This is a genomic window from Roseibium sp. RP-7 (assembly GCF_053005225.1).
The window spans coordinates 167,218-194,019 of the sequence record NZ_JBRKQA010000004.1; the positions used below are offsets into that span (position 1 = coordinate 167,218).

At 60.3% G+C, this 26,802-nt stretch carries 23 protein-coding genes; 9 read left to right on the forward strand and 14 right to left on the reverse strand.

Annotation, left to right across the window (positions count from 1 at the left end; all coding sequences use genetic code 11):
• Positions 1-131 precede the first annotated feature (131 nt).
• Entirely contained in the window at positions 132-2,126 is a 1,995-nt protein-coding gene (locus ACVDG9_RS27065; RefSeq protein WP_447239465.1) for a metallophosphoesterase family protein, read from the forward strand.
• A 23-nt stretch (positions 2,127-2,149) separates the two neighbouring features.
• On the opposite strand, the gene ACVDG9_RS27070 is transcribed toward ACVDG9_RS27065, so the two are convergent.
• Together ACVDG9_RS27070 and ACVDG9_RS27075 are read right to left on the reverse strand one after the other, a co-directional pair.
• Complete coding sequence (locus tag ACVDG9_RS27070; RefSeq protein WP_367021801.1) at positions 2,150-2,770, reverse strand: LysE family translocator; 621 nt, start codon at positions 2,768-2,770, stop codon at positions 2,150-2,152.
• A 2-nt stretch (positions 2,771-2,772) separates the two neighbouring features.
• A complete protein-coding gene (locus tag ACVDG9_RS27075) occupies positions 2,773-3,726 on the reverse strand; it encodes a DMT family transporter (protein WP_447239466.1) in 954 nt (317 codons plus the stop codon).
• Between the two features lie 69 nt (positions 3,727-3,795).
• Here ACVDG9_RS27075 and ACVDG9_RS27080 point away from each other — a divergent pair, with 69 nt between their 5' ends.
• The gene (locus tag ACVDG9_RS27080) at positions 3,796-4,689 is read left to right on the forward strand and encodes a LysR substrate-binding domain-containing protein (protein ID WP_447239467.1); all 894 of its coding nucleotides are present in this window, start codon (positions 3,796-3,798) and stop codon (positions 4,687-4,689) included.
• Positions 4,690-4,743: 54 nt separating this feature from the next.
• Here the strand turns inward: ACVDG9_RS27080 and fba are convergent, their stop codons facing one another.
• From fba to ACVDG9_RS27105, 5 genes are read right to left on the reverse strand one after another with little or no spacing between them, the layout of a single operon-like run.
• Positions 4,744-5,781 carry a class II fructose-bisphosphate aldolase gene (gene fba / locus ACVDG9_RS27085; protein ID WP_447239468.1) on the reverse strand — a complete coding sequence of 346 codons (1,038 nt, stop codon included), beginning with the start codon at positions 5,779-5,781 and terminating at the stop codon, positions 4,744-4,746.
• Positions 5,782-5,791: 10 nt separating this feature from the next.
• A complete protein-coding gene (locus ACVDG9_RS27090; RefSeq protein WP_447239469.1) occupies positions 5,792-6,778 on the reverse strand; it encodes a class 1 fructose-bisphosphatase in 987 nt (328 codons plus the stop codon).
• 32 nt (positions 6,779-6,810) lie between these two features.
• Positions 6,811-7,266, reverse strand: coding sequence for a D-erythrulose-4-phosphate isomerase (derI, locus tag ACVDG9_RS27095; protein WP_023001425.1), 456 nt, complete (start codon positions 7,264-7,266; stop codon positions 6,811-6,813).
• Position 7,267: 1 nt separating this feature from the next.
• Complete coding sequence (locus ACVDG9_RS27100) at positions 7,268-8,047, reverse strand: triose-phosphate isomerase (RefSeq protein WP_075281771.1); 780 nt, start codon at positions 8,045-8,047, stop codon at positions 7,268-7,270.
• Positions 8,048-8,051: 4 nt separating this feature from the next.
• Positions 8,052-8,816, reverse strand: coding sequence for a DeoR/GlpR family DNA-binding transcription regulator (locus ACVDG9_RS27105; RefSeq protein ID WP_447239470.1), 765 nt, complete (start codon positions 8,814-8,816; stop codon positions 8,052-8,054).
• A gap of 143 nt (positions 8,817-8,959) precedes the next feature.
• On the opposite strand from ACVDG9_RS27105, the gene tkt reads away from it, so the two are divergent.
• Entirely contained in the window at positions 8,960-10,975 is a 2,016-nt protein-coding gene (tkt, locus tag ACVDG9_RS27110) for a transketolase (protein ID WP_447239471.1), read from the forward strand.
• A gap of 26 nt (positions 10,976-11,001) precedes the next feature.
• Here the strand turns inward: tkt and ACVDG9_RS27115 are convergent, their stop codons facing one another.
• The 4 genes from ACVDG9_RS27115 to ACVDG9_RS27130 all read right to left on the reverse strand — a co-directional run bounded on the left by ACVDG9_RS27115 (position 11,002) and on the right by ACVDG9_RS27130 (position 16,185).
• Complete coding sequence (locus tag ACVDG9_RS27115) at positions 11,002-11,937, reverse strand: sugar-binding transcriptional regulator (protein WP_055661105.1); 936 nt, start codon at positions 11,935-11,937, stop codon at positions 11,002-11,004.
• Between the two features lie 146 nt (positions 11,938-12,083).
• On the reverse strand, positions 12,084-13,016 hold the full coding sequence (locus ACVDG9_RS27120; protein ID WP_447239472.1) for a sugar phosphate isomerase/epimerase family protein: 933 nt from the start codon (positions 13,014-13,016) through the stop codon (positions 12,084-12,086).
• A 45-nt stretch (positions 13,017-13,061) separates the two neighbouring features.
• The gene (locus tag ACVDG9_RS27125; RefSeq protein ID WP_447239473.1) at positions 13,062-14,579 is read right to left on the reverse strand and encodes a glycerol-3-phosphate dehydrogenase; all 1,518 of its coding nucleotides are present in this window, start codon (positions 14,577-14,579) and stop codon (positions 13,062-13,064) included.
• Position 14,580: 1 nt separating this feature from the next.
• Entirely contained in the window at positions 14,581-16,185 is a 1,605-nt protein-coding gene (locus ACVDG9_RS27130; RefSeq protein WP_447239607.1) for an FGGY-family carbohydrate kinase, read from the reverse strand.
• A 540-nt stretch (positions 16,186-16,725) separates the two neighbouring features.
• Here ACVDG9_RS27130 and ACVDG9_RS27135 point away from each other — a divergent pair.
• The 6 genes from ACVDG9_RS27135 (at position 16,726) to ACVDG9_RS27160 (ending at position 23,156) form a co-directional block, all read left to right on the forward strand.
• Entirely contained in the window at positions 16,726-17,400 is a 675-nt protein-coding gene (locus ACVDG9_RS27135) for a DUF2291 family protein (RefSeq protein ID WP_296598009.1), read from the forward strand.
• Positions 17,397-18,938 (forward strand): sugar ABC transporter ATP-binding protein, encoded by a 1,542-nt coding sequence (locus ACVDG9_RS27140; protein ID WP_447239475.1) that lies wholly within the window; start codon positions 17,397-17,399, stop codon positions 18,936-18,938. The genes ACVDG9_RS27135 and ACVDG9_RS27140 overlap by 4 nt, the downstream gene beginning before the upstream one ends.
• A 13-nt stretch (positions 18,939-18,951) precedes the next feature.
• Positions 18,952-20,001: an ABC transporter permease gene (locus ACVDG9_RS27145; protein WP_447239476.1), complete on the forward strand. Its 1,050-nt coding sequence runs from the start codon at positions 18,952-18,954 to the stop codon at positions 19,999-20,001.
• 98 nt (positions 20,002-20,099) lie between these two features.
• Positions 20,100-21,047, forward strand: coding sequence for a D-ribose ABC transporter substrate-binding protein (locus ACVDG9_RS27150; protein ID WP_023001437.1), 948 nt, complete (start codon positions 20,100-20,102; stop codon positions 21,045-21,047).
• 101 nt (positions 21,048-21,148) lie between these two features.
• Positions 21,149-22,006, forward strand: coding sequence for a DeoR/GlpR family DNA-binding transcription regulator (locus ACVDG9_RS27155; RefSeq protein ID WP_447239477.1), 858 nt, complete (start codon positions 21,149-21,151; stop codon positions 22,004-22,006).
• A gap of 169 nt (positions 22,007-22,175) precedes the next feature.
• Positions 22,176-23,156 (forward strand): sugar-binding transcriptional regulator, encoded by a 981-nt coding sequence (locus tag ACVDG9_RS27160; protein ID WP_447239479.1) that lies wholly within the window; start codon positions 22,176-22,178, stop codon positions 23,154-23,156.
• A gap of 19 nt (positions 23,157-23,175) precedes the next feature.
• Here the strand turns inward: ACVDG9_RS27160 and ACVDG9_RS27165 are convergent, their stop codons facing one another.
• Genes ACVDG9_RS27165 through ACVDG9_RS27175 form a run of 3 tightly spaced genes read right to left on the reverse strand, consistent with a single transcriptional unit; the run spans position 23,176 to position 26,764 of the window.
• Positions 23,176-24,120: a carbohydrate kinase family protein gene (locus ACVDG9_RS27165; protein ID WP_447239480.1), complete on the reverse strand. Its 945-nt coding sequence runs from the start codon at positions 24,118-24,120 to the stop codon at positions 23,176-23,178.
• A gap of 23 nt (positions 24,121-24,143) precedes the next feature.
• Positions 24,144-25,154: an ABC transporter permease gene (locus ACVDG9_RS27170; protein WP_436839754.1), complete on the reverse strand. Its 1,011-nt coding sequence runs from the start codon at positions 25,152-25,154 to the stop codon at positions 24,144-24,146.
• 5 nt (positions 25,155-25,159) lie between these two features.
• Positions 25,160-26,764, reverse strand: a complete 1,605-nt coding sequence (locus ACVDG9_RS27175) for a sugar ABC transporter ATP-binding protein (RefSeq protein ID WP_075281778.1) — start codon at positions 26,762-26,764, stop codon at positions 25,160-25,162.
• Positions 26,765-26,802: the final 38 nt, after the last annotated feature.

Here is a 26,802-nt window from a genome sequence, read left to right on the forward strand (position 1 = left end):
GGCAATCGGTCTTCTGCAGGCACTTGGATGCGGGCACTGCAGTTCATATGTCTACGTCAACAAGATCAGAATGACGAAGACAGTTGAGCACTCACACCGTGTGTGTTTGGCAGACGGATGAGGAGTTCAGAATGACAGTTGGAGCCGGTCTCCCGATCGTCCTGGCGGGACCGATCCTGCGCCATGTCACGGCGAACAACGTTAGCGTCTGGCTCGCCACATCCCGACATTGCGATGTTCGATTTGAGTTTTTCCCCGAAGCACAGCCGGACCTTAACCAGACATATGAAACCGGCGACCAGGACTGGCAGGTTCTGAAGGCGGGAGAGAGCCTCTATTATCATCTCGTCGATATCGAACTGGGCACTTCGCTCCCCATCGATGTCCTGATTTCCTATCGCCTGAGCGTCAAGCCGACTGGTGAAGCAGGGACAGCGTGGCAGGATCACACGGTGTGGGCGCCCGATCTCTGCTATCCGGGACGTGACTTGCCCTGTTTCAAGGTGCCGGACCGTATCACCTCCCTGTTTCACGGGTCCTGCCGCAAGCCGCATGCGCAAACCCCTGACGGCCTTGCCGGAGCCGACGTGGTCCTGAGGCAGGCCCTTGGCCCTGAGGGCGAAACCACAGCCAACATTCCCGCCTTGCCATCGCTGCTCGTGATGAGCGGTGACCAGGTTTATGCCGACGACGTTGCCGGACCGATGCTGCAGGCAATCAGCCTGCTTGTCGAAAAACTGGGCCTGCCGGACGAACCGCTGGACGGCGTTGAGCCTGGCCTGCCGACGTCGGGCAACGAACTGCGGAATGTCGGTAACCTGCTCTATCACCGCGATACGCTTCTGCCCCGGGTCTACAAGAACAAGACCGTGTTCGACGTCCTGTTCGGAGGCACCGAAAAACCGGTTTTCACAACCCAGCACGCCCGCAACCACCTCGTCACACTTGGCGAAATGCTGGCCATGTATCTGCTGGTCTGGTCGCCCGCGTCCTGGCAAGGCATGCCGGAGCTGAAAGCGCCGGAAGGCCTGGAGGCCAAGGACGCGGAGATGTACGCCGAAGAGACGGCGACGCTAAAGGATTTCCGGACTGATCTGCCTGCCTGCAGACGGGTCATGGCGCATCTTCCGACGGCGATGATTTTTGATGATCACGACATCACCGACGACTGGAACCTGTCGCTTGCGTGGGAGCAGGCCGCTTACAGCCACCCCTTGTCGCGCCGGGTTATCGGCAATGCGTTGGTCGCCTATGCTCTGAACCAGGCCTGGGGGAACCGGGCACGCACGATCGGTCCGGACATTCTTCCGCCCGTGCAGGCCGCCCTTGCCGATCCCGGTTCCGAGGCGCATGAGACCGCGATCACCACGCTGCTGGAGTACGAGGAGTGGGACTACCAGTGGCAGACGTCCCCGCCGTTGATCGTTCTGGACACGCGCACGCGGCGCTGGCGGTCAGAACGCAATGCGCATAATCCGTCTGGCCTTCTGGACTGGGAAGCGGCCACCGACCTTCAGACCCACCTGAAAGGCAAGGACGCCGTTCTGCTTGTGTCCGCTGCCCCGATCTTCGGCGTCAAGCTGATCGAAACGGTGCAGAAGATGTTCACGCTGGCCGGCAAGCCGCTGACTGTCGACGCGGAATACTGGATGGCGCATTCGGGAACCGCCAGTGCGATCCTGAATGTGTTCGGTCACCGCGGCACCCCCCAGCACTTCGTCATCCTCTCCGGCGATGTGCACTACTCGTTCGTCTATGACGTCGAACTGCGCCAGACCGCACCGAGCCTGTCCGGTGCAACCGACGACGGTCCGAAGATCTGGCAGATCTGCAGCAGCGGGATAAAGAACAAATGGCCGGACAAGCTGATCAAGATCCTGGATCGCGGCAACCGATGGGCTTTTTCACCCCGTTCGCCGCTGAACTGGTTCACCAAGCGCCGTGGTATGCGTGTCATTCCGCGCAAACCCGTTGGAACGCCACATGGCCGCCGGATCCTGAACGCGTCGGGGATCGGCCTTGTGGAGCTGGACGAGACGGGCGCGCCCGTCGACATTCACCAGGTTCTGCCGGACGGTTCGCTGGTGTCGTTTGAACGCCGTGAAGCCGAAGCCCGGGACGACTGACCGTTCCGACGGACGGTTCTGCTTCAGCGCGTTACCGCCATCAAGGCGCTTCCACCGATCATGAACCCGCCCCCGGCATAGCCCATGCGGCGCCGGGCGAGGCGTGTCTGAAAAAGTTTGCGCGCACGCGCGGCGATCAACGCATAGCCCGCCAGAAGCACCATGACGACAACGCTCGAGGTCAGCGTCAGCACAACGAGTTGAACCGTCATGTCCGCGGCCGGGTCGATGAACTGGGCGAGGAAGGCCATGTAAAAGACGATCGCCTTGGGATTGAAGATAGCCGTCAGGGTACCTGCCCAGAAGCTGCCCCACGCAGACCCTGTGCGTACGCCCGGTTCAAGGGAAACGCTGTCGCGATGTGCCTCCCTGATCTGGCTGTACCCCAGCCAGGCGAGATAGACGACGCCTGTCCATTTCACGATCTGGAACAGCACCGTGGACGCGGCCAGAATAGCGCCGACACCTGCGAAGGAAAGGCCTGTTAAAATAATACTTCCGACAACGTCGCCGAGAATGCACATCACTGCAGCAGTTTTGCCGCGCATCAAGGTTTGCCCGACAACCAGCATGACACTCGGACCCGGAATGATGGTCAGAACAACACAAGCGAGTGTGTAGGCAAGCCAGGTTTCCAGAGACACGTTCAACTCTCCCTTGGGGTCAGGCAGTGACGGGTTGCGGCAAGAGGCAGAGAGGCGAGGAGCGCGGCACACCCGATGAGGAGTATGCCGGCCAGATCTGCCCTGTCTGGCATATCCGCGAAGAAGACGACACCCCAAACCACCGCGAAAACGAGATAACCATTGTCGAAAAGCCCGATCAGAGGTGCCGGTGCCAACTGATAGGCAAATGCCACGGCCACCGTAATGAAGGCAAGCAGAAGACCCAGCAGGATCAGAAGACCCCAGGCAGCAGTTGAAAGAGCTGGCCAGGCGCTCAGCAGGAACCCTGCCCCGGCAGGGACGGAAAAGAGATGAAGCGCCAGCGCATAGGCACCGCCCGCCAGGGCAAGCACCAGGTTCAGGTTGAACGCCATTGCCAGCGGAGCCTCCTTCCGGCACCTGGCCGACGTGACGACCGCCGCAAGCGCATAAAAGAAGCCTGCCAGCAAGGGCAAGACCATTGCCGCAGATAGGCCGTCAATTCCCGGCCGCAGGAGCATGACAACTCCCGCCATCCCGAGGACAATTGAAACCGTGCCTTTCGCACCCACGGGCCTTCCCAGAAAGACAGATGTCAGAATGGCCATCCACAGGGGCGCGGTGTAATAGCAGGCTGCCGCAAGTGACAGCGGCATCAGCGGCAATGCGGCGTAGTAACAGCCCCACATCAGCGCAAGGCATACGCTGCGCGTCCAGACCCAGGCGTTTGCCGCAAGAAGCGGCTGCGATGGGCGCCCTGTGTACGCAAACGCCAGCCCAAGCAGAATGGCTGCGACGAGTGAGCGGACCAGAAGCAACTGCCCAAGCGCGATACCGCCGCTGTTCAATTTGACCAAGGCGTCGGACAAGGACAGCAACAGCACTGCTCCGGTAATCGAAATGATCCCGGCAAGGAGCGATCCAGCTTGTTGTTTCAGCAGAAATAAAGATATCATTTCAGCATGGAAGCATGTCTCTTATCTTTGTAAAAATGAGAAATTTCGAGAAATACATGACTGAAACGCATGCATAAGGACGACCTCTCACTGGCCCGCCTGAAACCGTTCGAGGCTGCTGCGCGATATGAAAGTTTCACACGCGCGGCCGATGAACTCGGCCTGACCCAGACGGCCATCAGCCGGCAAATTGGTCAGCTTGAAGAGGAACTGGGTGTCCGCCTGTTCGAGCGGCGCAACCGCGCGGTGTTCCTGACCGAGGAAGGAAAACGCCTGGGCCAGGTTGTCGGAGAAGCCCTCAGGGCAATCCGCACGGAAGTTGCCGCCATCCGCGGGACAGGCGATCCAGATACCATCGTCCTGCGATGCCAGCTTTGCGAAGCCTTCTACTGGCTGATGCCGCGTCTCTCTGGTTTCCATGCGGCACATCCTGAAATCCAGCTTCAACTGGTCAGCGCATTGGAACCCCTGACGGAAGCTCGCGAACCATTTGACGTCGCCCTTCAGACCACCGGGCGGGCGGCCGGAGCGGCACGGTTGGTGTTCACGGCATCCGACGAGATCTTCCCGGTCTGCACTCCGGCGCTCTTGAAAGACGTTTCGTTGCCGCTGACACCGCAAGAGGTCTCCACCTTGCCGCTCCTGTCGCACCGTGTGGTGCCACAGGACTGGTTCGACTGGCCGGACTGGTTCGAAGCTATCGGCGTTCCGCGATCCGCCCACAAGAAGGTCATCTATTTCGACAGTTACCCGCTTGTTCTTCAGGCCGCCGTTGCCGGTCAGGGTGTTGCCCTCGGCTGGAAGCGCACGGTGGACGGCCTGATCGACGAAGGCAAGTTGCGCTCCATCTGTGATGTTGCCCTGAAGAGACCAAGCGAAATCTCGGTTTACCGAGGCACCAAACAGTCGCGGCACAATGCCGTCGACCAGTTGATCGCCTGGCTCCGCGCAGAGCTGGCGTAACTCGGCGATATCATTCGAAAAACCTAGTTTGGCCAGACCAATAACGCGTGATGTTCAGATATAGCGCTGTGCCATCGCTTCCAGCGGCAGCGGGCGAATGCGGCTGGCGTGGCCGGCTGTTCCGAAAGCCTCGAAACGGTCGCGGCACACCTGCGCCATCAACTCCATGGCCGGCTTCAGGTATTTGCGTGGATCGAATTCGGACGGATCGTTCGTCAGGGCCTTGCGTACGGCTGCCGTCATTGCCAGGCGGTTGTCAGTGTCGATGTTCACCTTGCGCACACCACTCTTGATGCCGCGCTGGATTTCCTCGACCGGAACGCCCCAGGTCGGGCGAATATCACCGCCGTAGGAATTGATGATTTCCTGGAGATCTTCCGGCACCGAAGACGATCCGTGCATGACGAGGTGTGTATTCGGCAGACGGGCATGAATGGCCTCGATCACGTTCATTGCCAGAACGCTGCCATCCGGCTTGCGCGTGAACTTGTAGGCGCCGTGGCTGGTGCCCATGGCAACGGCAAGCGCATCGACACCCGTGTCGGCAACGAAGCGTTCAGCCTCTGCCGGGTCGGTCAGGAGCTGGTCTTCGCTCAGCTTTTCGGTCGCGCCATGCCCGTCTTCCTGATCCCCCATTCCGGTTTCGAGCGAGCCGAGCACGCCAAGTTCGCCTTCTACCGAAACACCGGCCGCATGAGCCATGTCCACGACCTGCCGGGTGATGCCCGCGTTGTAGGCATAGTTGGCAGGCGTCTTGCCATCCGCTTCCAGCGACCCGTCCATCATCACGGAGGTGAAGCCATGCTGGATAGCCGTCACGCAGGTTGCCAGGTTGTTGCCGTGGTCCAGATGCATGCAGACGGGAATATCGGGATAGGTTTCGGCGAACCCATCAATCAGGCGGGCCAGCACCCTGTCACCGGCGTAGGCCCGTGCGCCCCTGCTTGCCTGCAGGATGACCGGCGCATCGCAATCGGCCGCGGCGCGCATGACAGCCATGCCCTGTTCCATGTTGGAAATGTTGAACGCAGGCACAGCGTAGCCGTTGTCAGCTGCGTGATCCAGCAGCTGACGCAAAGTGATGCGGGCCATCAAAAGCTCCTTAGGTGTTGTCCGTGCAATAGGTAATGAACATGTCGACGTTTTCGGGTGACCCGAAAATCAACGGAATGTTCTGGTGCAGGCTTTCGGGCATCAGGTCGAGGATAGGCGTTTGCCCGTCCGTTGCCTTGCCGCCGCTCTGCTCGATCAGAAACGCGATCGGCACCGCTTCATAGACCAGACGCAGGCGCCCGTTCTCATAGCCGGGCCGCCGGTCGCCCGGATAAAAGAACAAACCGCCCTGAAGCAGGATCCGGTGAAATTCGCCAACCGCGGATGCCAGCCAGCGCATGTTGTAGTTTTCGCCAAGACGCCCCTCCTTGCCTTTCAGAACGTCATCGGAAAAGCGCCGGACCGCATCCGGCCAATGACGGGCATTGGAGGCGTTGAAGGCAAGTGTTCTTGATTTTGCGGGCACCTGATGGTTCTCCCGCAACATGCGGAACACACCCGTGGCGCGGTCAAAGACTGCAAGGTGAAGGCCGTTGCCCAGGCTGAACCCCAGGTCTGTGGAATGGCCAAACGAAACATATCCCGCCGCAATGACGGATCTGCCCGTGCACAGAAAACCCTGGTCCGATGCCGGCAGGATCGAGAACAGGGTCCCGAGCGGAGCGCCTGTTCCGATACTGCCGGACCCGTCGATGGGGTCGATGGCAACGTCGAGCGTGCCTTCCGGATTGAGAAGAATAATCTCTTCGGCTTCTTCCGAAAGAAGCTGGCGGACACCCGCTGCCCGCAACACCTCGACCATGTGAAGATGGGCACCGACGTCGAGTGCCTTCTGCTTGTCGCCACTTTCATTGGTGCCGACGACCTCGCCGGGGTCCCCCGGCAAGCGGCCTGCGGCAAGCCTGTCTGCCAGGACGCCGGTCGCATCCGCAATGGCCTGAAGAACGGCGGCGGTATCGCTCGCCCCATGCTGTCTTGCCAGATACGCCTGCAGCGTTTCGGCATTCACGTCCGTATCGTTCGGAAGTCTCAGCATGGTCTCATCATTCCTCAGGTCAGCAATTTCAATCAGACCGCATGATACTTCGAATCGACGGCATTGATCGCGTCAACATTGCTAGCAGAACGGCCGTTGACGTCGAATGTTTCCTTCAGGAAGGCGTCGGCGATGGATTTGGCGAGTTCGGGGCCAACCACACGCGCGCCCATGGTGATGATCTGGGCATTGTTGGAAAGGGCTGCCCGCTCGGCGGAGTAGGTGTCGTGGGTCAGTGCGGCGCGAATGCCCGGCACCTTGTTGGCGGCAATGCACACTCCGATACCGGTTCCGCACACCAGGATCGCCCGGTCGTAGGCACCGGAGATCACCTGGCTGGCAACACGCTCGGACAGATTGGCATAAAACGCATCCGGCCCTTCGGGCGTTCTGGAGATCTCGTCGACCTCGAAACGATCCTTCAGGTAGTCCGCCAGCAGTTTCGCAAGGCCTTCGCCTGCACTGTCGCCCGCAATTGCAAGTTTCATGTCAAACCTCTCCGAGTTTCGACGAGCACCTGGCGAGAATGTCGAGATAACCCTCGACTTCCCAGGCGGATCGCCCGATGAACAGCCCGTCCACATGAGGACAGGAAATGAGCTCTTCGCAGTTTCCGGGATTGACCGACCCGCCATAGAGGCAGGGGATACGCCGGTTGAGAACGTCCTCGGCAACGGCAATGATCTCCGCCTGGCGAGCGTCGGCATAGTCCGACGTTGCCGGCACACCATTGACGCCGATTGCCCAGACCGGTTCATAGGCAAGGAGGATCTCGGCCTGTTTCTGCCCATCGGACAGATTGCCAAGAGCCGCGCGAACCTGCGCCTCAAGCACCGCCTGTGCCTGTCCGGCCTCTTTTTCCGCCAGCGTTTCACCGATGCAGATCAACGGAACGAGCCCGTGACGCACGGCCGCTTCGGTCTTCAGGCCGACGGTCTCATCGGTTTCACCGAAAAAACTGCGCCGTTCGGAATGCCCAAGTTCGACAATGTCGAGACCGCAATCGGTCAGCATGAGCGGCGAGACTTCTCCCGTCCACGCCCCTGCATCTTCCCAGTGCATGTTCTGCGCGCCGACCTTCACCGATGTGCCTGCGAGCATCGCCTTCACTTCGCGCACCGCGGTGAAGGGAGGGATGACAAACCGCTGGATCCGGGGATCCCGATCCGCGTCGGACGTGACAAGCCCGTCCGCAAACCGTCTGGCATCCGCCAGCAGCTTGTTCATTTTCCAGCTCGTACCGACCCATTTTCCGGTGAGGGCAGCCATTCGCTCAGTCCTTTGCGATCATCAGCTTGAGCCCCGCAGCCTCGATTTCCTTCGCCGCATTTCCGGCCGGCTGGTCATCCGTGATGATCCAGTCGAACCGATCCAGATCGGCGAGGGTATGAAGTGCGGTGCGTCCGAAACGCGTGTGATTGACGAGCAGGCAGCGCCGAGACGCGGCACCCATCATCTTTTGCTTGGAACGAACGACGTTGTCGTCCATGTGAAAGGCCTTCAGGTCCGCTACGGCCGGGGTCGACACGAAAGCGATATCCGCGCGCAACTGCGACAGCGCCGCTTCGGTAACGACGCCGAAAAAGCCGTTGAACTTGGCCGAATAGACGCCGCCGAGGCCTAAAAGGGTTATGCCGGGCTCATCCCGCAAACCATCGAGAATGGCGGCGTTGTTGGTGATGACCGTCAGCGGCCGCTTTTCCGGCAGCATTGAGCCGAGAACTGCGGCCATCGAACCGTCGTTGATCATCACGGTCATGCCGGGCTCGATCAGCTCGAGCGCCGCACGGGCCATCCGCTCCTTCGCGGCCGCGTCCTGGCGGGCCCGGATGCGGAAGTCGCTTTCGAACTGCGTTCCTGAATCCGCAGTGGCACCCCCGCGCACCTTGCGCAGCACGCCGGCCTGTTCGAGCTCGTCCAGATCCCGATGAATTGTCATTTTCGAGACGGCAAATCGCTCCGCAAGGTCGTCGAGATCGACTTCCCTGTGCTCCACGAGCAGATCCATGATCGCCTGTCTTCGTTCTTCGCGTTTCACGCAAATCCTCCTCGTCCGGCGTTCACCGGATGCTTGATATCTAACATCACAAAATCACAAAATCAAAGTTATTTTGTGATTTTGTGATTTATTTTTGTGACATCCTCCGCTACGCCTATGCCGTAAGCGCAGAGGAGGACCTCATGACTACAGACACATTTCTATCGTCGAAAGCAGCCCTGGACCCGGAAAATTTCAAACTCGCCAACTGTATTCGGGCGTTGTCCATAGATGCCGTTGAGGCAGCCGCTTCCGGACATCCGGGCGCGCCCATGGGTCTCGCGGATGCAGCGACCGTGTTGTTTCGCAAACACCTGAAGTTTGACGCGAAAACACCGGACTGGCCGGACAGGGACCGTTTTGTGCTGTCAAACGGTCATGCCTCCATGCTCCTCTACAGCCTGCTGCACCTGTGCGGCTATGAAGACATGACGATCGAGGAAATCCGAAATTTCCGGCAGTGGGGTTCGATAACCGCAGGTCATCCCGAGCATGGTCACGCCAAAGGCGTCGAAACCACCACTGGCCCCCTTGGCCAGGGCATTGCGACCGCCGTCGGCATGGCCCTGGCCGAACGGCGTCTTGCAGATGAGTTCGGTGATGAACTCGTAGATCACAATACTTATGTGATCGTCGGTGACGGCTGCCTTCAGGAAGGCATTGGTCAGGAAGCGATCAGCCTTGCCGGTCATCTGGGCCTTGGCAAACTGATCGTTCTCTACGACGACAATTCCATCACCATCGACGGCCCAACCAGCGTTTCCTTTTCCGAGGATGTTCCGGCCCGCTTCGCAGCCTGTGGCTGGCATGTGCAAACGTGCGACGGACATGACGGTTCTGCAGTCGACGCCGCACTGACCGCAGCCAAGGCAGCCACCGACAAACCCTCGATGATCGCTCTGAAAACGGTGATCGGCTTTGGCTCCCCCAACAAGGCAGGCACTGCCGGCGTACATGGCGCGGCACTTGGCAAGGACGAAGCGGACGCGACCAAGAAGGCTCTCGGATGGACGGCCCCTGCTTTCACCATTCCGGATGAACTCGCAGAAAGCTGGAAGAAGATCGGGACAGTTGGCCAGGACAGCCGAAAGGCCTGGGAAGACCGGCTGGCAGCTGCGCCTGAAGACAAGCGCCGCGAATTCGAACGACGCGTGAGCGGCACCTTGCCGGCAGGCTATGAGGCAGCAGTCTCCAGCGCGCGTGACAGCCTCTTTTCAGAGCCCAGGTCCGCTGCCACCCGCAAGGCAAGCCAGATGGCCCTGGAAGCCCTTGCCCCGGCCTTGCCGGAAATGATCGGGGGATCAGCCGATCTGACCGGATCGAACCTAACCCGTGTTCCTGCCGTCAACAGCCAGTTTTCGCGCGAAGCGTCCGGCCGTTATATCGGTTACGGAGTTCGTGAATTTGCCATGGCCGCAGCCATGAACGGCCTCGCGCTGCATGGCGGCTTTCTGCCCTACGGCGGCACTTTCCTTGTCTTTTCCGACTATGCAAGGAACGCCATTCGCCTCTCGGCCCTGATGGGGCTGCGCTCCATCTATGTCATGACACATGATTCCATCGGTCTTGGCGAAGACGGCCCGACCCATCAGCCGGTCGAACATCTCCTCTCGCTGAGGGCAATCCCCAACCTGACGGTGTTCCGACCGGCAGACACGGTTGAAACGCTGGAAGCCTGGGACTGTGCCATTCGCTCCAAGAATGCACCGAGCCTTCTGGCACTTTCCCGTCAGGCTGTCCCGCAATTGCGCCTGGAGCGGACAGAGGAAAACCTGACGGCACGCGGTGCCTATGTCATCCGCCAGTTCGGAGAAGGCCGCGACATCACGCTGATCGCGACCGGAACCGAAGTCGCACTGGCGGTCGAGGCAGCAGAGGGCCTGGCAGCCGATGGACTGGCCGTTGCGGTCGTATCGATGCCGTCGTGGGAACTGTTCGACGCCCAGCCGGACGCCTACCGCGCCGACGTTCTCGGCACCGCCCCGCGCATTGCCATCGAGGCCGCGGGAAAACTTGGCTGGGCCCGTTATGCTGGCAGTGAAGACAATGTCATCGGCCTGAGTGGTTTCGGAGCTTCTGCACCGGCCGAACGTCTCTACGAGGAATTCGGCATCACGAAAGAAGAGATTGCCCGCAAGGCGAAGTCTCTGGCCGGCTGATCAAGCCATCTGCGCATCCTGACCGGTCACGCTCCGGTCAGGGCATGCGCGGTGGTCTCGTCGGTGATGAGGCCACGCAGGCGTCCGCTGCGCAAGATGGCGCGAATGGCCTCGATCTTTTCAGGGCCACCTGCAATCGCGATGATCTGACTGTCGGCCCGTTCATCCAGCGTGGCCGCAAGCGTGCGGGCGGTCAGGGTCGTTTCCAGTGTCCGTCCACTGGCATCGAAGAAATGGCCGAGCATTTCGCCGACACCGCCACCGGCCTTGATTTCCTGGATTTCACTGAGTTCGATCATGCCGGACGAGACCAGCTGCGCCTGTGGCTCGACGGTGCCAATCCCGACGAGCTTGATATCGGCTGCGTTCGCCATGTCGAACACGTCCTGAACCCCGCGCTGCGCGAGCAGCACCTCCCGGTCTTCCGACGAATTGGCAAAGAAGGGCACCGGCATGACAAAAGCGCTCGCCGCCGTCTTTTCGGCAAGGCGATGCATGACGTCGTACGGATTGGCGGAAAAGTTACGGGTCAATCCGCCTAGCAGGGACACGAACTGGACACCGCCTGCATCCATGCGGCTCATCAGGCGAACAGCGTTGGAAAGCGTCCTGCCATGGCCAAGGCCAATGACCTTGTGCTCCTTGCGCTCGATTTCCCGGCGGATGAAATCCGCACCGGCCTGGCCCAGAGCCCGCAGCGGCATGCCGGGCTCGCCCAGATCCGGTGCGACGTCACAGAATTCGAGGCCAAAACGGTCGCAGAGGCTGTCCTCCAACTCGACGCATTCGATGATCGCACCATCAATGGAGACCTTCACCACCCCTTCGGCAGCCGCCTTTGCGATCAGCCGGTGCGCCTTGACCGAGGCAACCCCGAGCCGCTTTGCCACGGCCGCCTGTGTCAGTCCACCGGCGTAATGCAGCCAGGCAGCCCGCGTCGCGAGCGATTCCTCCGGGTCGATATCCCTCACCTTGCGTACCTTCCCAATAATTCGCAATGCCGCTTGCCGCCGCCAGCCGAACCGCGACGGTCACCTGATTTCAATAGCTTAGATATCGGGGCCTTGCTACCGCAAGCCCGTTGGCAAATAGCCGAAGACGCGATCAGCTAGATGTTGAGATCCTGCTGGCCCGTATCGATATGAGGTGCCCAGAAGGCAACACTCTCGGCGATCTGCGGAATGACCTGCCGGTCATTTGGCTCGCGCTCCTTGAAGCTGAGTTCCAGGCAGATCTCATTGTCCTCGGCGCCGCCTTTCGCCAAAGCTTCCAGGAGCGGCTCGGGATGGATCTGGCCGCGGGCGTTGAATTCCGCCGTAAAGGGCCGATGGCCGCTCTTGTCCAGAAGGCTCTGCTTGATGTGAATGATCGGCGACACCCGGGGAACGGCTTCGGCCCAGGCAAAGGGGTTGAAATCGTCCGGATTTGAGCTGGTCACGTCACCGTGGTCAATATCGGCCATCATCCACATCGGAACGGCCATCGGCGTGGCTGAAATTCGCTCCTGAAGGGCAAGGCAGGTCGCTATGGTCTCACCGAATTCCCGGCCAATGCTCATCGGCTCCCAGAAAACATATTCCAGGCCCGCCCCCTTCGCGTGTTCGGCAACCTCCGCCCAGCAATCGATGGCGATCCTGATCAGGTCGTCCCGCCGGACCGGATCGTCGTAATCCTTGTAGGTGAAAATCGCGAACTGGGTGCCGACGGAAACGCCTCCGAGATCGCCGATGATGTCGGCGAAGGTCTTGAACCAGTCTACATAATAACGCCGCACATCGGCATCTGGATGACCGAAATGATTGAGACGGCCGTAGGGGCCCGTCATACCGCTGGTCACCCGCACACCTGTCCTGGCAAGTGACGCCGACATCTCGCGCGTCAACCGCCGGATAAGGGGCGCCGGCCAGCTGGGGTTGATGAACTCGTGCGTCAACTGCAGGTCGCGGATCTTCAGATCGCGTGCAACCGTCTCGATCAGATCCACGGGATCCGCGTAGCGATTGACCAGCGGGTTTGTGTTGAGCGAAAGCGTCAGGGGCATGAAGTGTCCAGTCGTCGGGGAAATGGCAGGCGTCCGAGCCGGATATCAGGCGGCGCGTGCGGCGTATTCGGCGTTGAACCAGCTCGAGAAGGCCGCTTTTTCATCCGCGCTCAGGTGCAAGCCGTGTTTGGTCCGCCGGGTCAGGATGTCATCGGCGGTCTGCGCCCATTCCTCATTGACGAGATGGCGCACCTCGGCCTCATAGAGTTGCGCTCCGAAGTGTCTGCCAAGCCCGTCCAGTGCGGTGGCCGAGCCGACTATCCGGCTGGTTCTTGCTCCGTAGCAGCGCCCGTAGTGTTTCAAAAGGGCGCGCGGCATCCACGGATAGGCCTGCCGCATCGTTTCCGAAAAGCTCTCGAAATCCGCATTCGGAATTTCGCCGCCAGGCAACGTGGCGGTTTCCGTCCAGTCGCCGCCCATCTGCGGGAAGATCCGGTCCAGCTTGTGCATCGCGCGCTCGGCCAGCTCGCGGAAGGTCGTGATCTTGCCGCCGAAGACATTCAGAAGCGGGACATTGTCCGTCATGTCGAGATCGAACACATAGTCGCGCGTTACGGCGGACGGATTGCCCTTGCCGTCGTCGAACAATGGACGCACACCCGAGAAGGACGTCAGGACATCCGACCGGCGCAGCTTTGCCTTGAAGTACCTGTTCACGGCCTTGATCAGATATTCGATCTCGAATTCTTCGGCCTGCACGTCCTCGGCCCGGCCTTCATAAGCGATATCCGTGGTCCCGATCAGAGCCTTGTCGCCCTCATAGGGGTTGATGAAGATCACCCGTTTGTCGTCGTTCTGGACCAGATAAGCCTGTTGCCCCTGCCAGAACTTCGGCACAACGATATGGCTTCCCTTGACCAGCCGCACGTTCCGGCTGGAATTCGATCCGGCTACGTTCAAGATGACATCGGATACCCAGGGACCTGCCGCATTGACGATGCACCTGGCTCGAACTGTTGACGTTTCGCCGGTTTCGCTGTTGCGCAATGTTGCCAGCCAGGCTCCGTTGTCGCGGCGCGCGCTGGCAACAGCCGTACGCGTGAGAACCCGGGCCCCTTTCTCAAAGGCGTCCAATGCGTTGATGACAACAAGGCGGGCATCGTCGACCCAGCAGTCGGAATATTCGAAACCGCGTTTGTAACTGTCGAGGATCGGCGCACCTTCCGGATCCCTGTGCAGATCGAGCGTCCGGGTGCCCGGCAGCTTCTTGCGGCCTCCCAGGTGATCGTAGAGAAACAAGCCGAGACGCACGAGCCAGGCCGGGCGGTCTGCCGGGCTGTGTGGCAGCACGAAGCGCATGGGCCAGATGATATGGCTGGCCGAATTCATGAGCACTTCCCGCTCGATCAGGGCTTCGCGCACCAGCCGGAATTCATAATATTCCAGATAGCGCAGACCACCGTGAACCAGCTTGCCCGACCGGGATGACGTTCCTTGCGCAAGGTCGTCCTTTTCGCAGAGCCAGACGGACAGTCCCCGGCCGGCAGCGTCGCGCGCAATGCCGGCGCCATTGATGCCGCCACCAATCACCAAAAGATCGATCGTCTGCGTTTCGCTCGTCATTTCATGCTCCTGTGGTGACACTGCTGGCAGGTTCCGTCTCGTCGCGGCTCTCGGTGCGCAGTTTCGCGAGCAGGTCCCATGTGCCTGCAAGATCCCTGCGAAGACCTGCAAAGACCGGGAAAATAGTCTCGTAGGACCGGACCAGGCCGGGATCGGGTGCTTCCGCCTGTCCAAGCAAAGGCGTGACCCACTCGCTGATGCAGCTGCGCATGTCCGGATAAACGCCCGTGGCAACCGCCGCCATCATTGCAGCACCCGCCGCTCCGGCCTCGTCCCGCGCCGAGACGCGAACCGGTGCGTTCACCGCAGCTGCCAGTATCTGACGTAGTGCCGGGGAGCGTGCCGCGCCTCCGGTCAACCGAAGTTCGGAAGGAAGTGCTCCCATTGCGGCGTAGCAATCACGGGCGGCCATACCGAGACCTTCCGCCACCGCGCGCACCAGATCCGCGTAGCCATTTGCGGCGGAAAGCCCAGTAAATCCGGCGCGGGCGTTGGCATTGACGAAGGGGCCGCGTTCGCCGGCTTCGGAAATGTAGGGGTGATAGAGGATGGAGCCCGGCTTGCCGGCGGCAAGCCAGCCCTCGATGTGGGACACCAGATCGCGGTGAGAGACATCCTGTCCCATGCCGCGCATCACGTCAGCGGCAATGTTGAGAACCCAGTCGAGATTGAGCGTGGCCGCCATGTTGGTCTGCACCTGGGTAACGATGCCCGGCACCGGCAGCGCAATCACATAACCTGTGCCTTCAGCATTGAGGTGCACTTCTTCGGCTGGCTTGGCATGCATGTGCACACCGGTGGAGCCAATCGTCGAACAAGCGGCATCCGCTTCGCCCGTGTAGACACCGGCGCCAAGTGCCGTCATCACCATGTCGACGTAGCCGAGCGAAACCGGTGTCCCTGCCCGAAGGCCTGTCGCCTGCGCGGCCGCATCGCTCAAGCCGTGGGTTGTTTCCGTTCCCTCGACGATCTCCGGCAGCAGATGCCGCCGGTGCCTGAGGCCGAGCGCTTCGATAGCCACATCATTATATTGCCGGGTCCGGAAGTTGCCGAAGGTGAAACTTGCCTCGGACGGGTCCGTTGCCCGGACGCCCGTGAGGTTCAGGTAGAGCCAGTCCTTGCAATGAAGCGCGACTTCCGCACGGTCCAGGCTTGCCGAATCAAACCGGTCCATATGCGCAAGCTGGGCGCCTTGCTGACAGGTATTCAGCCCTGTTCCCGTTGCCTCGAACCGGGCCCGGTTCAGCGCATTTCCTTCCAGCCGGCTGACAGTAGGTGCGGCACGGGCATCAAGCCAAAGCCAGGCATCACCGACCGGAACATTGTCCCGCCCCACCAGCCAGGTTCCGTCTCCCTGCGCGGTCACGCCGATCGCGACAGTGCGCCCGCTCAGGCCTTCGACCAGATTACCAAGCTGTTTCAGGGCTGTGACACAGTCCTGCCAGGTTCGGCTCATGCACTGGGTCGCGGCACCTCCGGCGCCAGTGTCATAGGCATTCGTGACCGAAGCCACCGCAATCTGGGTGCCTGAAAGGTCGAACGCCACCGCTTTCACCACGGACGTGCCGGAGTCGATTCCGATAAGAATGTCGCCCTTATGCATGATGGCGTCCACCGCCCAAGCCATGCTCAAGAGCCGCTATTTCGGCTTGCATTTCATTCCTCCCAGAAAGCTTCAACTGACCGGACTCTCGCAGATCCTGACTGTTTGCACAGCCCTGCATGCGCCGTTCGGGACGAAGCTTCTGCAGTCTATATATAACACTATTATCTCATATGCATGTATTTTTTTACTGACAAAGTAATTTATTTCATCTAGGGTGATTGTCATTGGGAGGCATGCAGCAGGCATTTCTCCCGGTTCGAGGGTGGGAGCAGCGTTCGCAGGAACGGGACCCTCAAACGAAAAAGCCGCGCAAGCGCGGACTGGGAGGAGAACAATGGTTTTCACGTTAGAAATGGCGGCCACCCGGAAGCGCATCGCGGATCAATGCCGCACGCGGCACCGGGCATTTGCGCATCCAGTTGCGCATAGCCGCTAAGAACGTGCTGAACGGGCGCGATTAACGGGCGCCCGACACATCCAGCTCCTGACACGAGAAGAACATGCCGGCCGCAAGCCTTGTCGCGGCCGAACGAGAATTGCATGCCGGAGGAAGATATGGCCAAGGTCGAAACAGCAGTCGGCGGCTCATCATTCGTGAAGCCCAGCTATGGAAAGTGGATCGCGGTCGCGATCGCCGCTGTAGTGGCCGGCGCCATAGTCCTGGACACCAAGGTCGTGCGTGTCGGCTCCGAAAGCGACATTCGGCAACAGGCTTTTTCACCTGACGTCTATGGCGTGGACACTTTCCCGCGTATTCGCGACTTCGTTGCACAAAAGGCGGTCGAAGCTAGCGAGATTGGCGCCCTGGCGCTTTCCGACAAAGCAAAGCTGGCCGAAACCTACGGCACGGCTTCGTCTACCGGCTCGATCATTCCGGTGAAGTTCGAAGGTGTCGTCGGCGAAGGAAAGTCGGGACTTTACAACGTCACGATCGACGGTGTGCCGTCGGAAATCCGGGTTCGCGTCCAGACGGGTCCTGCCATCAACGGCACGGATCTTCGCGATGTCCCGGGGGATATCGCCTTCGGCGATTTCAAGAACCAGATTGAGTATCAGAACGCCGCTTCCGCCATCAACCGGGCAATGAAGCAGGTGGTGCTTGAAGGCCTCGACACGAGCGCCCTCACCGGCAAGACCATTCAGGTTACCGGCGCGTTCCGCCTGATCAATCCCAAGAACTGGCTGGTAACACCGACGGAGGTCACCGTTCGATGAACGCGATCCATCCCGTTGCCGCAGTGGAAGACGAAGTCGTGCTCGCCGCGCGTAATGTCGCCAAGTCCTACGGTGCGATCCAGGCTCTGAAGGGTGTCAACTTCGACATTCATCGTGGCCAGGTCACCACCCTTTTCGGCGAAAACGGCGCCGGCAAGTCGACCTTGATGCGCATCCTGTCCGGCATCACGACGCCGACGACGGGTGAAATCATTCTGGATGGCGCACCGATCACCTTTGCCTCGGCTACCGAAGCCCGGGACAGAGGCATCTCCATCATCCACCAGGAGCTGAGCCTGGCGCCGAACCTTTCCGTGCGGGACAACATCTTCATGGGCCGTGAAATTCGCGGACCGATGGGGGTCGACTTCGCGGAGGAAGAACGCCAGACGCGAGCGCTGATGGTGGAGCTGGAAGAGGATATCAACCCGCTGACACCGGTTGAGGATCTGCGCCTCGGCCAGCAGCAAATCGTCGAAATTGCCCGTGCGCTTTCATATGACAGCCGCATCCTGATCATGGACGAGCCAACCTCTGCCCTTTCTGCCTCGGAAGTGGAAGTGCTGTTCAAGGTCATTCGCGATCTGACAAGCCGCGGCGTTTCCATCGTCTATATTTCCCATCACCTGGAAGAAGCGCTCCAGATCACCGATCACGCGGTTGTCCTGCGGGATGGCGTGATGACCGCCTATGCGCCACGCAGCGACATCGACCTGGAATGGATCGTCCGCAACATGGTGGGCGAGAACTATGATCTCGGCTCACCACCGACCGGTTACGAATTTGGCGAAACCGCCCTTTCCATTCGCAATCTGACCGTCGCCGACCCGTCAGGTGCGGATTACAACGTGGTCGACGACCTGTCGCTTGACGTGAAAGCCGGCGAGATCGTCTGCATCTACGGATTGATGGGCGCCGGACGCACTGAACTTCTGGAAACCGTCGCCGGGCGGTTGAAGCAGGAGACGGGAGACATCCTCCTGAACGGCGGCAATGTCTCGCCACTCTCGATCGGCCAGAGAATTGCCAACGGTCTCGCGCTTGTTCCCGAAGATCGGCAGAAGGACGGCCTCGTCCAGACAATGACGGTCGGCCAGAACCTGTCGCTTGCCTCCATCATGGATTTCACGCGCGGCATCTTCACGTCCAGAAAGCTGGAATCCGATCTCATCGAAACCAGCATCCGCAAGGTCACCGTCAAGACCTCCGGACCGGACGCGGCGATCGGCTCGCTGTCTGGCGGCAACCAGCAGAAGGTCGTGATCGGCAAGATCCTGGCCACCGAGCCGAAGGTGATCATGCTCGACGAGCCAAGCCGCGGCATCGATATCGGCGCCAAGGCGGAAGTGTTCCGGCTCTTGGCCGAACGTGCCCGCGAAGGTCTGGCCGTCATCTACTCGACCTCGGAAGTCGGCGAATGCCTGTCCATCGCCCACCGCATCATCGTCATGCACCGGGGCCGGATCTCGGCGGAATTCGATTCAACCATCAGCAAGGAAAAGATCATGGCCGCCTCCGGCGAAGCCGTGGTCGCCTGACGGAGATCAGATCATGAGCGTTACGAGCGCCAACACGCAACCGGTCGCCAAGAACCGCCAGTCCCGCGAGCAAAATATAGGACGGCTCCTTCTCGAAGGCCGCGCTTTCTTCGCCCTTATCGCGATCATTGCCGTTTTCTCGTTACTGTCGCCGCATTATTTCACGGTCGGGAACTTCCTGATCATGTCCTCGCATGTGGCGATCTACGGCATTCTGGCCATCGGCATGCTGCTGGTGATCCTGAACGGCGGCATCGACCTTTCGGTCGGCTCCATTCTGGCCCTGTCCGGTGTCATTGCCGGCTTCCAGATGCAGGGCATCGTTCTGGATGCCTTCGGCGTCATCGTCTATCCGCCGGTCTGGGCGGTGGTCGTCATTACTTGTGTCGTCGGGGCGCTGGTTGGCGCAGTCAACGGGATCCTGATCGCCTGGTTCCGCGTTCCGGCTTTCGTGGCAACGCTCGGCGTCATGTATGTCGCCCGCGGCATTGCCCTGTTGATGACCAACGGCCTCACCTACAACAACCTGTCAGGCGATCCTTCGCTTGGAAACACCGGTTTCGACTGGCTTGGTTTCAACCGTCTGTTCGGCGTACCGATCAGTGTTCTGGTGCTGGCGGCACTTGCGATCGTTGCCGGCCTGATGCTCAGCCGTTCCGCCTTCGGTCGCTGGCTCTACGCTTCCGGCGGCAATGCCCACGCGGCCGATCTTTCCGGCGTTCCCGTTAAGAAGGTGCAGGTGTCGGTCTATACGCTCTCCGGCATTCTTGCGGCCATCGCAGGTCTTGTTCTCTCGTCCCAGCTGACATCCGCTGGCCCGACCGCGGGAACGACCTACGAGCTGACCGCAATTGCTGCTGTGGTGATCGGCGGAGCAGCCCTGACCGGTGGCCGAGGCACCGTCCGAGGCACCATGCTGGGTGCCTTCGTCATCGGCTTCCTGTCCGACGGCCTCGTGATCATCGGCGTCTCGTCCTACTGGCAGACCGTCTTCACCGGTGCCGTGATCGTGCTCGCCGTCCTGATGAACTCCATCCAATACGGCAGCGCGCGGAAGAAATAGCCACTGCCTCGAACAGATTTCGCCGCTCCCGGAGGACTTAGGGAGCGGGAATACCCGCCAATTGGCGACCCCCATTCACGCTAAGGGAGGAATACTCGATGTTGAAATTTACCAGACGGACCCTGCTTGCTGCTGCCGCCGTCCTGCCGATGATTGCAAGCCCGGCTCTTGCCGACGGCCTGATCTCGATCATCGTCAACGACCCGGCCAACCCCTACTGGTACACCGAAGGCCATGTGGCAAAGGCGACTGCGGAAGAGCTCGGTTACGAAGCACAGGTCAGCGCCCATAAAGGTGACACCAACACCGAAAGCACCCTGATCGACACCGCGATCACCAACCAGTCCAAGGCAATCATTCTCGACCCGGCCAATGCAGACGGTTCTGTCGGCGCGGTGAAGAAGGCCGTGGCCGCCGGCATTCCGGTGTTCCTCATCAACGCTGAAATCAACCAGGAAGGCCTTGCCCAGGCACAGCTCGTTTCCAACAACGCCCAGGGCGCTGCAATCGGTGCGCAGCAGTGGGTGGAAGCCGTTGGTGAAGAGGGCAAATACGTCGAGCTTTTCGGTGCGCCCTCCGACAACAACGCAGCAACCCGTTCCAACGGTTTCGAAACCGTGCTGACCCAGTACCCGGATCTGGAAAAGGCAGCACAGGAAGTCGCCAACTGGGACCGTACCCAGGGCTATCAGAAGATGCAGTCCATGCTTCAGGCCAATCCGGACATTATCGGCGTCATTTCCGGCAACGATGAAATGGCTCTCGGCGCCATCGCCGCCTTGAAGGAAGCCGGCAAGCTTGACCAGGTGAAGGTCGGTGGCTTTGACGGTTCGCCGGACGCGGTTGCTGCCATCCGTGCTGGCGAACTTCAGTACACCGTGCTGCAGCCGGTTGCTGTCTTCTCCGCTGAAGCAATCCGCCAGGCCGACAAGTACATCAAGACCGGCTCCACCGGCGCGGAAAGCGAAAAGCAGCTCTTCGATTGCGTGCTGATCACGGCCGACAACGTCGACAAGGTCACGGCAGCCTTCACCCTGACCCAATAATCCCTCCCCACCTGACGGAGGCATCGCAAGGTGCCTCCGCTTTTTTCCGGGCAACCGGACCGCAACGCTGCCACTTTGCCAAATTCGGACTTTGACGTTAAGTGAAGCTGATCGAGCAGCAGCAGAAGCGACACAGAGTGGCATCGGACAACACCAGTTCCCCCGGAAACCGGGCCCACCTTCCCACCGACAGCCGACAGGCGCGCCAGATTGCGCGCAGGCGTTTGATCGCCGACTACGTCAACAGCCGCCAGAGTGCGCGCATCGACGAGATTTCGAAACGCTTCGGCATCAGCCTGATGACGGTCCATCGCGATATCGACACGCTGGTCGAGGACGGGCTTGTCTCGAAGTCGCGCGGTGTGATCACCTCCAGAACCAGTGCTGCTGGTTTAGCTGAACCGGCTGATACCGCGGCAACTGACGACGGCGACTATCAGGCGATCGCAGCGGCCGCTGCGGATCTGATCCAGCCCGGCCAGACCGTTTTTCTCGCAGGTTCCCCGATCCTGAGGCACGCAGCCAGGTACCTCGCCAGCAAGGTGCCGCTCACCATCGTGACCAACTCCCTCGATCTGATGAACGATTTCCGCGAGCTTCCCGATATTTCTCTCATCGGGCTCGGCGGGACTTTCAAATCCTGGTCTGGCTGTTTCCACGGTCCGCAAACGATCCGGGAAATCAAAGACCTCGATGCGGATGCGGCGATTGTCTCTGCGGATGCGATCTTCGAGGAAAAGACCTTCTACGACACCGAAGAAGACCTGGCCGTTCGGAAAGCGATGCAGGAAAAGGCCAAGCGGATCATCCTGGTTGCCAGCCATGGGATGTTCGACAAGAAGGCCTTTTACGGTGGCAACGATCTTCGTGACTACGACGCGGTTGTCGTGAATTCCGCCGTTCCCCCGCTGCTTGTCGACCGAATGCTGTCCAGAAAAATCGACGTCCGGCTTGCCTGAGATCCTCTCGACAATTCTTGTCTCCAGACAATCGTGACATTGTCGTCTTTTGTTGCAACGAAATGACAAATGTTACTTAATGTTGCCAAAAGTCAGATTCACTAATCGGCGGATTGGACTATCGGCCGAAATCGTGCAATTCAGATCGGCAACAAAGGGGGGAGCGGTCATGACAATGGAACCGTCTCGAGAGGTCAATCGCCGCGTACCTGCGGAGTTTGACGATGTCGTCGTCTGGGCAGCCTGGCTCTATTACGAAGAATCGCTCAACCAGAGCGACATTGCCGGCATCATCGGTGTCTCGCGCGCAACCATCGTGAACTATCTTCAGGAAGCACGAGAGCGGGGTGTCGTTCGCATCGCCATGGATGCGGGCGTCATGGCACGTTCCGATCTCTCGCGGGAGATATGCGAACGCTTTGGCCTCAGCGAAACGCTGGTGGTGCAGCATCAACCCGGCGCAGATGCCCAGACACGGCTATTGACCATTGGTGCAGCCGGTGCGCGCCAGCTGGAGCGGATGATCGACCCCGGTGAGATCCTCTGTGTTTCCTGGGGCAAGACTGTTCTTGCGGTTGCCGACGCGTTGAAACCCATGAGCGACGTCGACGGGGTCACGGTGGTTCAGGTGACAGGAGCAGCGACCAGCAAGCGTGACTTTTCCGCCGAACTCTGCACCGCAATCATGGCCCGTAAGCTTGGTGCGATCAGCATGAACCTGAATGCACCGGCTGTTCTGTCGAGCGCAGACCTGTGCCAGGCGCTGCGACGGGAACCTGCCCTCGAACGCCAGTTCGACATGATCCGGCAAGCCCGTACGATCGTTTTCGGGCTCGGCGGCCTTGGGCCGGAAAGCACCATCCGCTTCGCCGACATCGCGACGGACGAGGAAATCGACGCCTACGGTGAAGACGGCGCGAAAGCCGTTCTGATCTGCCGTTTCCTCGATGAGGAAGGCAATCAGATCACCCGGGAATTCGACAAGCGCATGATGGGGATCGAACTCGATGAGCTGCGCGCCATTCCACGCCGGCTTTGCGTGGCAGGCGGATTGTCAAAGCTCGAGGCAATCCGCGCAACGCTGAAGGGTGGCTATGCAACCCATTTTGTCACCGACCTGGAAACGGCGCGGGCCCTCCTCAAGGGCTGAGGCCCGCGCGTTCTGTCGATCAGGCAAGAACCTTTGCCGAATTCATGAAGTTGACGGTGTCCTCGAAGCTCTTGATGCCCGCGTCAGACCCGAGCCCCGTCGCCACAAGCGCCGCCGAGGCCTGCGCAAAGTTCAGCGCAGTCTTCAGATCCATCTTGTGATGAAGGGCCGTGATGAACCCGGCATCGAAGGCGTCGCCGCAGCCGGTCGTATCCACAACGGAAATTTCGAACGCAGGCTGGCGGACAAACTCGCCCTTGTGATCCATGAAGCAGACGCCGTCACCGCCGAGCGTGAAGACACACTGCTTAACGCCGCGATCCAGGAAAAAACGTCCTGCTTCCTGGATGTCGCCTGCACCGGAAATCAGACGGGCTTCTTCGATCGACGGCATGAAATAATCGACATGCGGAAGCAGCGGCAGGAGCAGGTCGATTGTGTTTTCGTTGGCTCCCAGCAGATCGAAGGTGACCGTGCGGCCACGTTTCTTGGCTTCCGCCAGAAGTCTCGCACTCGGCTCGCCATCCAGTTTGGCCAACAGTCCGGTTCCACCCAGGTGAATGATTGACGGCGCCAGCACGGCATCAAACATGTCGGCGGGGACATCGAAATGATCGGACGCGCCGCGCTGGTGCAGGGCCGGACGGTCACCGTTGCGGCGCACGTTCAGGATGGTTGCCGACGTCGGTACGCCCTCGAGCCGCTGCATCAGGCTGGTGTCGACCTTGAACCGGTTGAGCGTCGACAGCACGAAGTCTGCCTTTTCATCGTCGCCGACGGCTCCGACGGCCAGGCAGTTCAGCCCGAGTTTCGCCAGATCGATCACCGTACCGCCCGCGGTACCGGCAACGGTCAACCGAATTTCGTCGATGAACTCGACGTTACCGCCCTCGGGGATCGCATCGACTGGTCGACCAAGAACGTCAAGAATGTAAAGGCCTATGACAGCAGCATCGTGGCTCATTTTTCCTCCCGGGAAATTATGTTTCAGGCGCGGTTGCGCAATGCGAAGATCGTGCCCGCCAGCAGGATGAAGGCGCCGATGATGGCGAGCTGAAGCGTGCTGGGGATACCGATGAAGACAAGAACGTTGCTGACCAGCGTGATCAGGACAACGCCGAGCAGTGTGCCGACCACGGTTCCCGAACCGCCGGTGATCTTGGCGCCGCCGAGCACCACTGCCGCGATGATTTCCAGTTCCATGCCTGCAAGGTCGAACGGGTTGGCAAGCCGGTTCGACGCGACATGCACGATACCAGCGACACCAGCCAGTAGGCCGGCCCAGCCGAAGACAAACAACCGGACATAGAACAGATTGAAACCGAGGCGCTCGGCAATGCCCGGATTGCCGCCAGCCGCGAAGATCGCCCGTCCCATGAGCGTTCTTTCGAGGATGAACCAGGTCGCAAAAGCCGCGGCCACAAGCACCAGCACTGTTGCCGGCAGGGTCGAGATCACACCATTGGTGCCATGCCACGTGATCAGCGAGGCTTTCCCGAAGCCATCCATCGCGGCCGGAATATTCATGAACAGGGCCGTTCCGATGAACGTCAGCAGGAAACTGCGAATGAAGTACTGGGTGCCGATGGTGACGATCAGCGAAGGCGTGCGCAGCGCATGGACCAGAAGTCCGTTGACCACGCCGAAAGCAGCTCCTCCGGCGGCGGCCAGCGGCAGGATCACCCAGATCGGCATGCCCGGAAACACATTCGTGACCAGCATGGTCAGCGCGTACATGACGAAGGCTGCGATCGCGGTAAACGATACATCGATCCCGCCGGCGGCAAGAACGGCAAGCACGCCCATTGCAAAGATGCCGCGGACCACCGAGGCCCGCAGAATGTCGAAGAGATTGTTGACCGCCAGAAAGTCCGGATTGGCAATCGCAACGCCGATCACCGTCAGGATGACGAGTGCAAGAGTGAACAGCTCCGGTCTGCGGCCCATCAGATCCCAGATGCGCTTGAACACGCCGGGTCCGCTGTGGGTAAGGGTCATGTCGGTCACTGTGCGGCTTCCTCGTCCATGTTCGCCGGCGCTTCCGTCGCCGGGCCTGCAGCCATTGTCTGGTAGATCCCGTCTTCATCGACCTCTTCGGCCGCATAATCGGCGACGATCCCGCCCTGTCGCATGACGAGAATGCGGTCGCAGTTCTGCAGCAGCTCGGGAAGGTCATCGGAAATGATCACGACAGCCATGCCGTCGTCCGCCAGACGCTGAATGATGCGGAAGATCGTGTCCTTCGAGCCGACATCGACGCCGACAGTCGGGCCGTGCAGCACCAGAAGGCGTGGTTCGATGGTGAGCCAGCGTCCGATCAGAACCCTTTGCTGGTTACCGCCCGATAGCGATTGCACCGGCACCGTGACATCGGGCGCGACCACCTGAAGATCAGTGATCTGGTCTTCGGAGAGCTTGCGCGCCTTGCGCTGGCTGATCATTCCAAAGAAGTTGCGCAGCCTGTTCAGCACCGGCAGCGTGACGTTGTCCTGAATGGATTTTTCCAGGAAGAGGCCTTCGGTCAGGCGGTCTTCGGGAACATAGCCGACACCTTCCCTGATGGCCTCGGCCGGCGAGCGCAGGGCAACCGACCGGCCGTCCAGACGGATCGTGCCGCGTTCTGCCGGGACGACACCGGAAAGCGCGAGGGCCAGCTCGTTGCGGCCGGAATCCAGAAGGCCGGTCACACCCAGAATTTCACCCTTGCGCACCGTGAACGAGAGGTTCTTGAAGGCACGTCCCTGGCTCAGTCCTTCGACCTGAAGCAGCGTGTCGCCGATTTTCGGCTCGGTCCGATACCGGGCCTCGGAAATCTCGCGACCGGTCATCAGATGACCGATTTCGGCCTTGTTGGTGGTGGTCACGTCGCGCTCGGCAACCTTCTGACCGTCACGCATGATGATGGCGTGTCCACCAAGCGACTTCACCTCGTCGAGCTTGTGCGTCACGAACAGGACCGTCACGCCCTTGTCCAAAAGCTTCCGGACCACGGAAAGCAGGTAGTTCACTTCCTGGCGGGTGAGCGAAGTGGTCGGCTCATCCATGATGACGAGCCGTGCCTCTGCGGCAATGGCGCGGGCAATCGCGACCAGCTGCCGGGTTGCAAGAGGAAGCGTGTCAATTCTGCGCGTCAGGAAGGCACGGTCCGTCGGCAGATGAACCTGCTCAAGAGCCTTGGCCGCCGTTTCGTAAAGCGCGCCCAGCTTAAGCCTCCGGGCGAGACTTCCGTCTGCTTCCACGAGCTGACCTGTGAGGGCGACATTTTCGGCAACCGACAGATTGGGGAGCAGGGAAAGGTCCTGATAGACGGTTTCGATGCCCGCACGCAGGGCACCGATGGCACCGAGATCGCCTGCGACCTCGCCTTCGGTCTGCACGCCATCGATGAAGATCTGTCCCGATGTCGCCGGTTGGGCGCCAGAGATGATCTTGATCAACGTGGACTTGCCGCAGCCGTTTTCACCCATGAGATGGTAGATCTGTCCGGCATGAAGCGTGACGCTGACATCCTTCAGCGCCTGCACGCCGCCAAACGACTTGCGCACATTGCGGATCTCTAGAAAAGGCGCCGTGCCTGTCTTTTGAGACTGAGCGGGCTGGGGCTGCATGGTGACGTCCTGTGAATTCGATAGGTTCGGGGACGCGG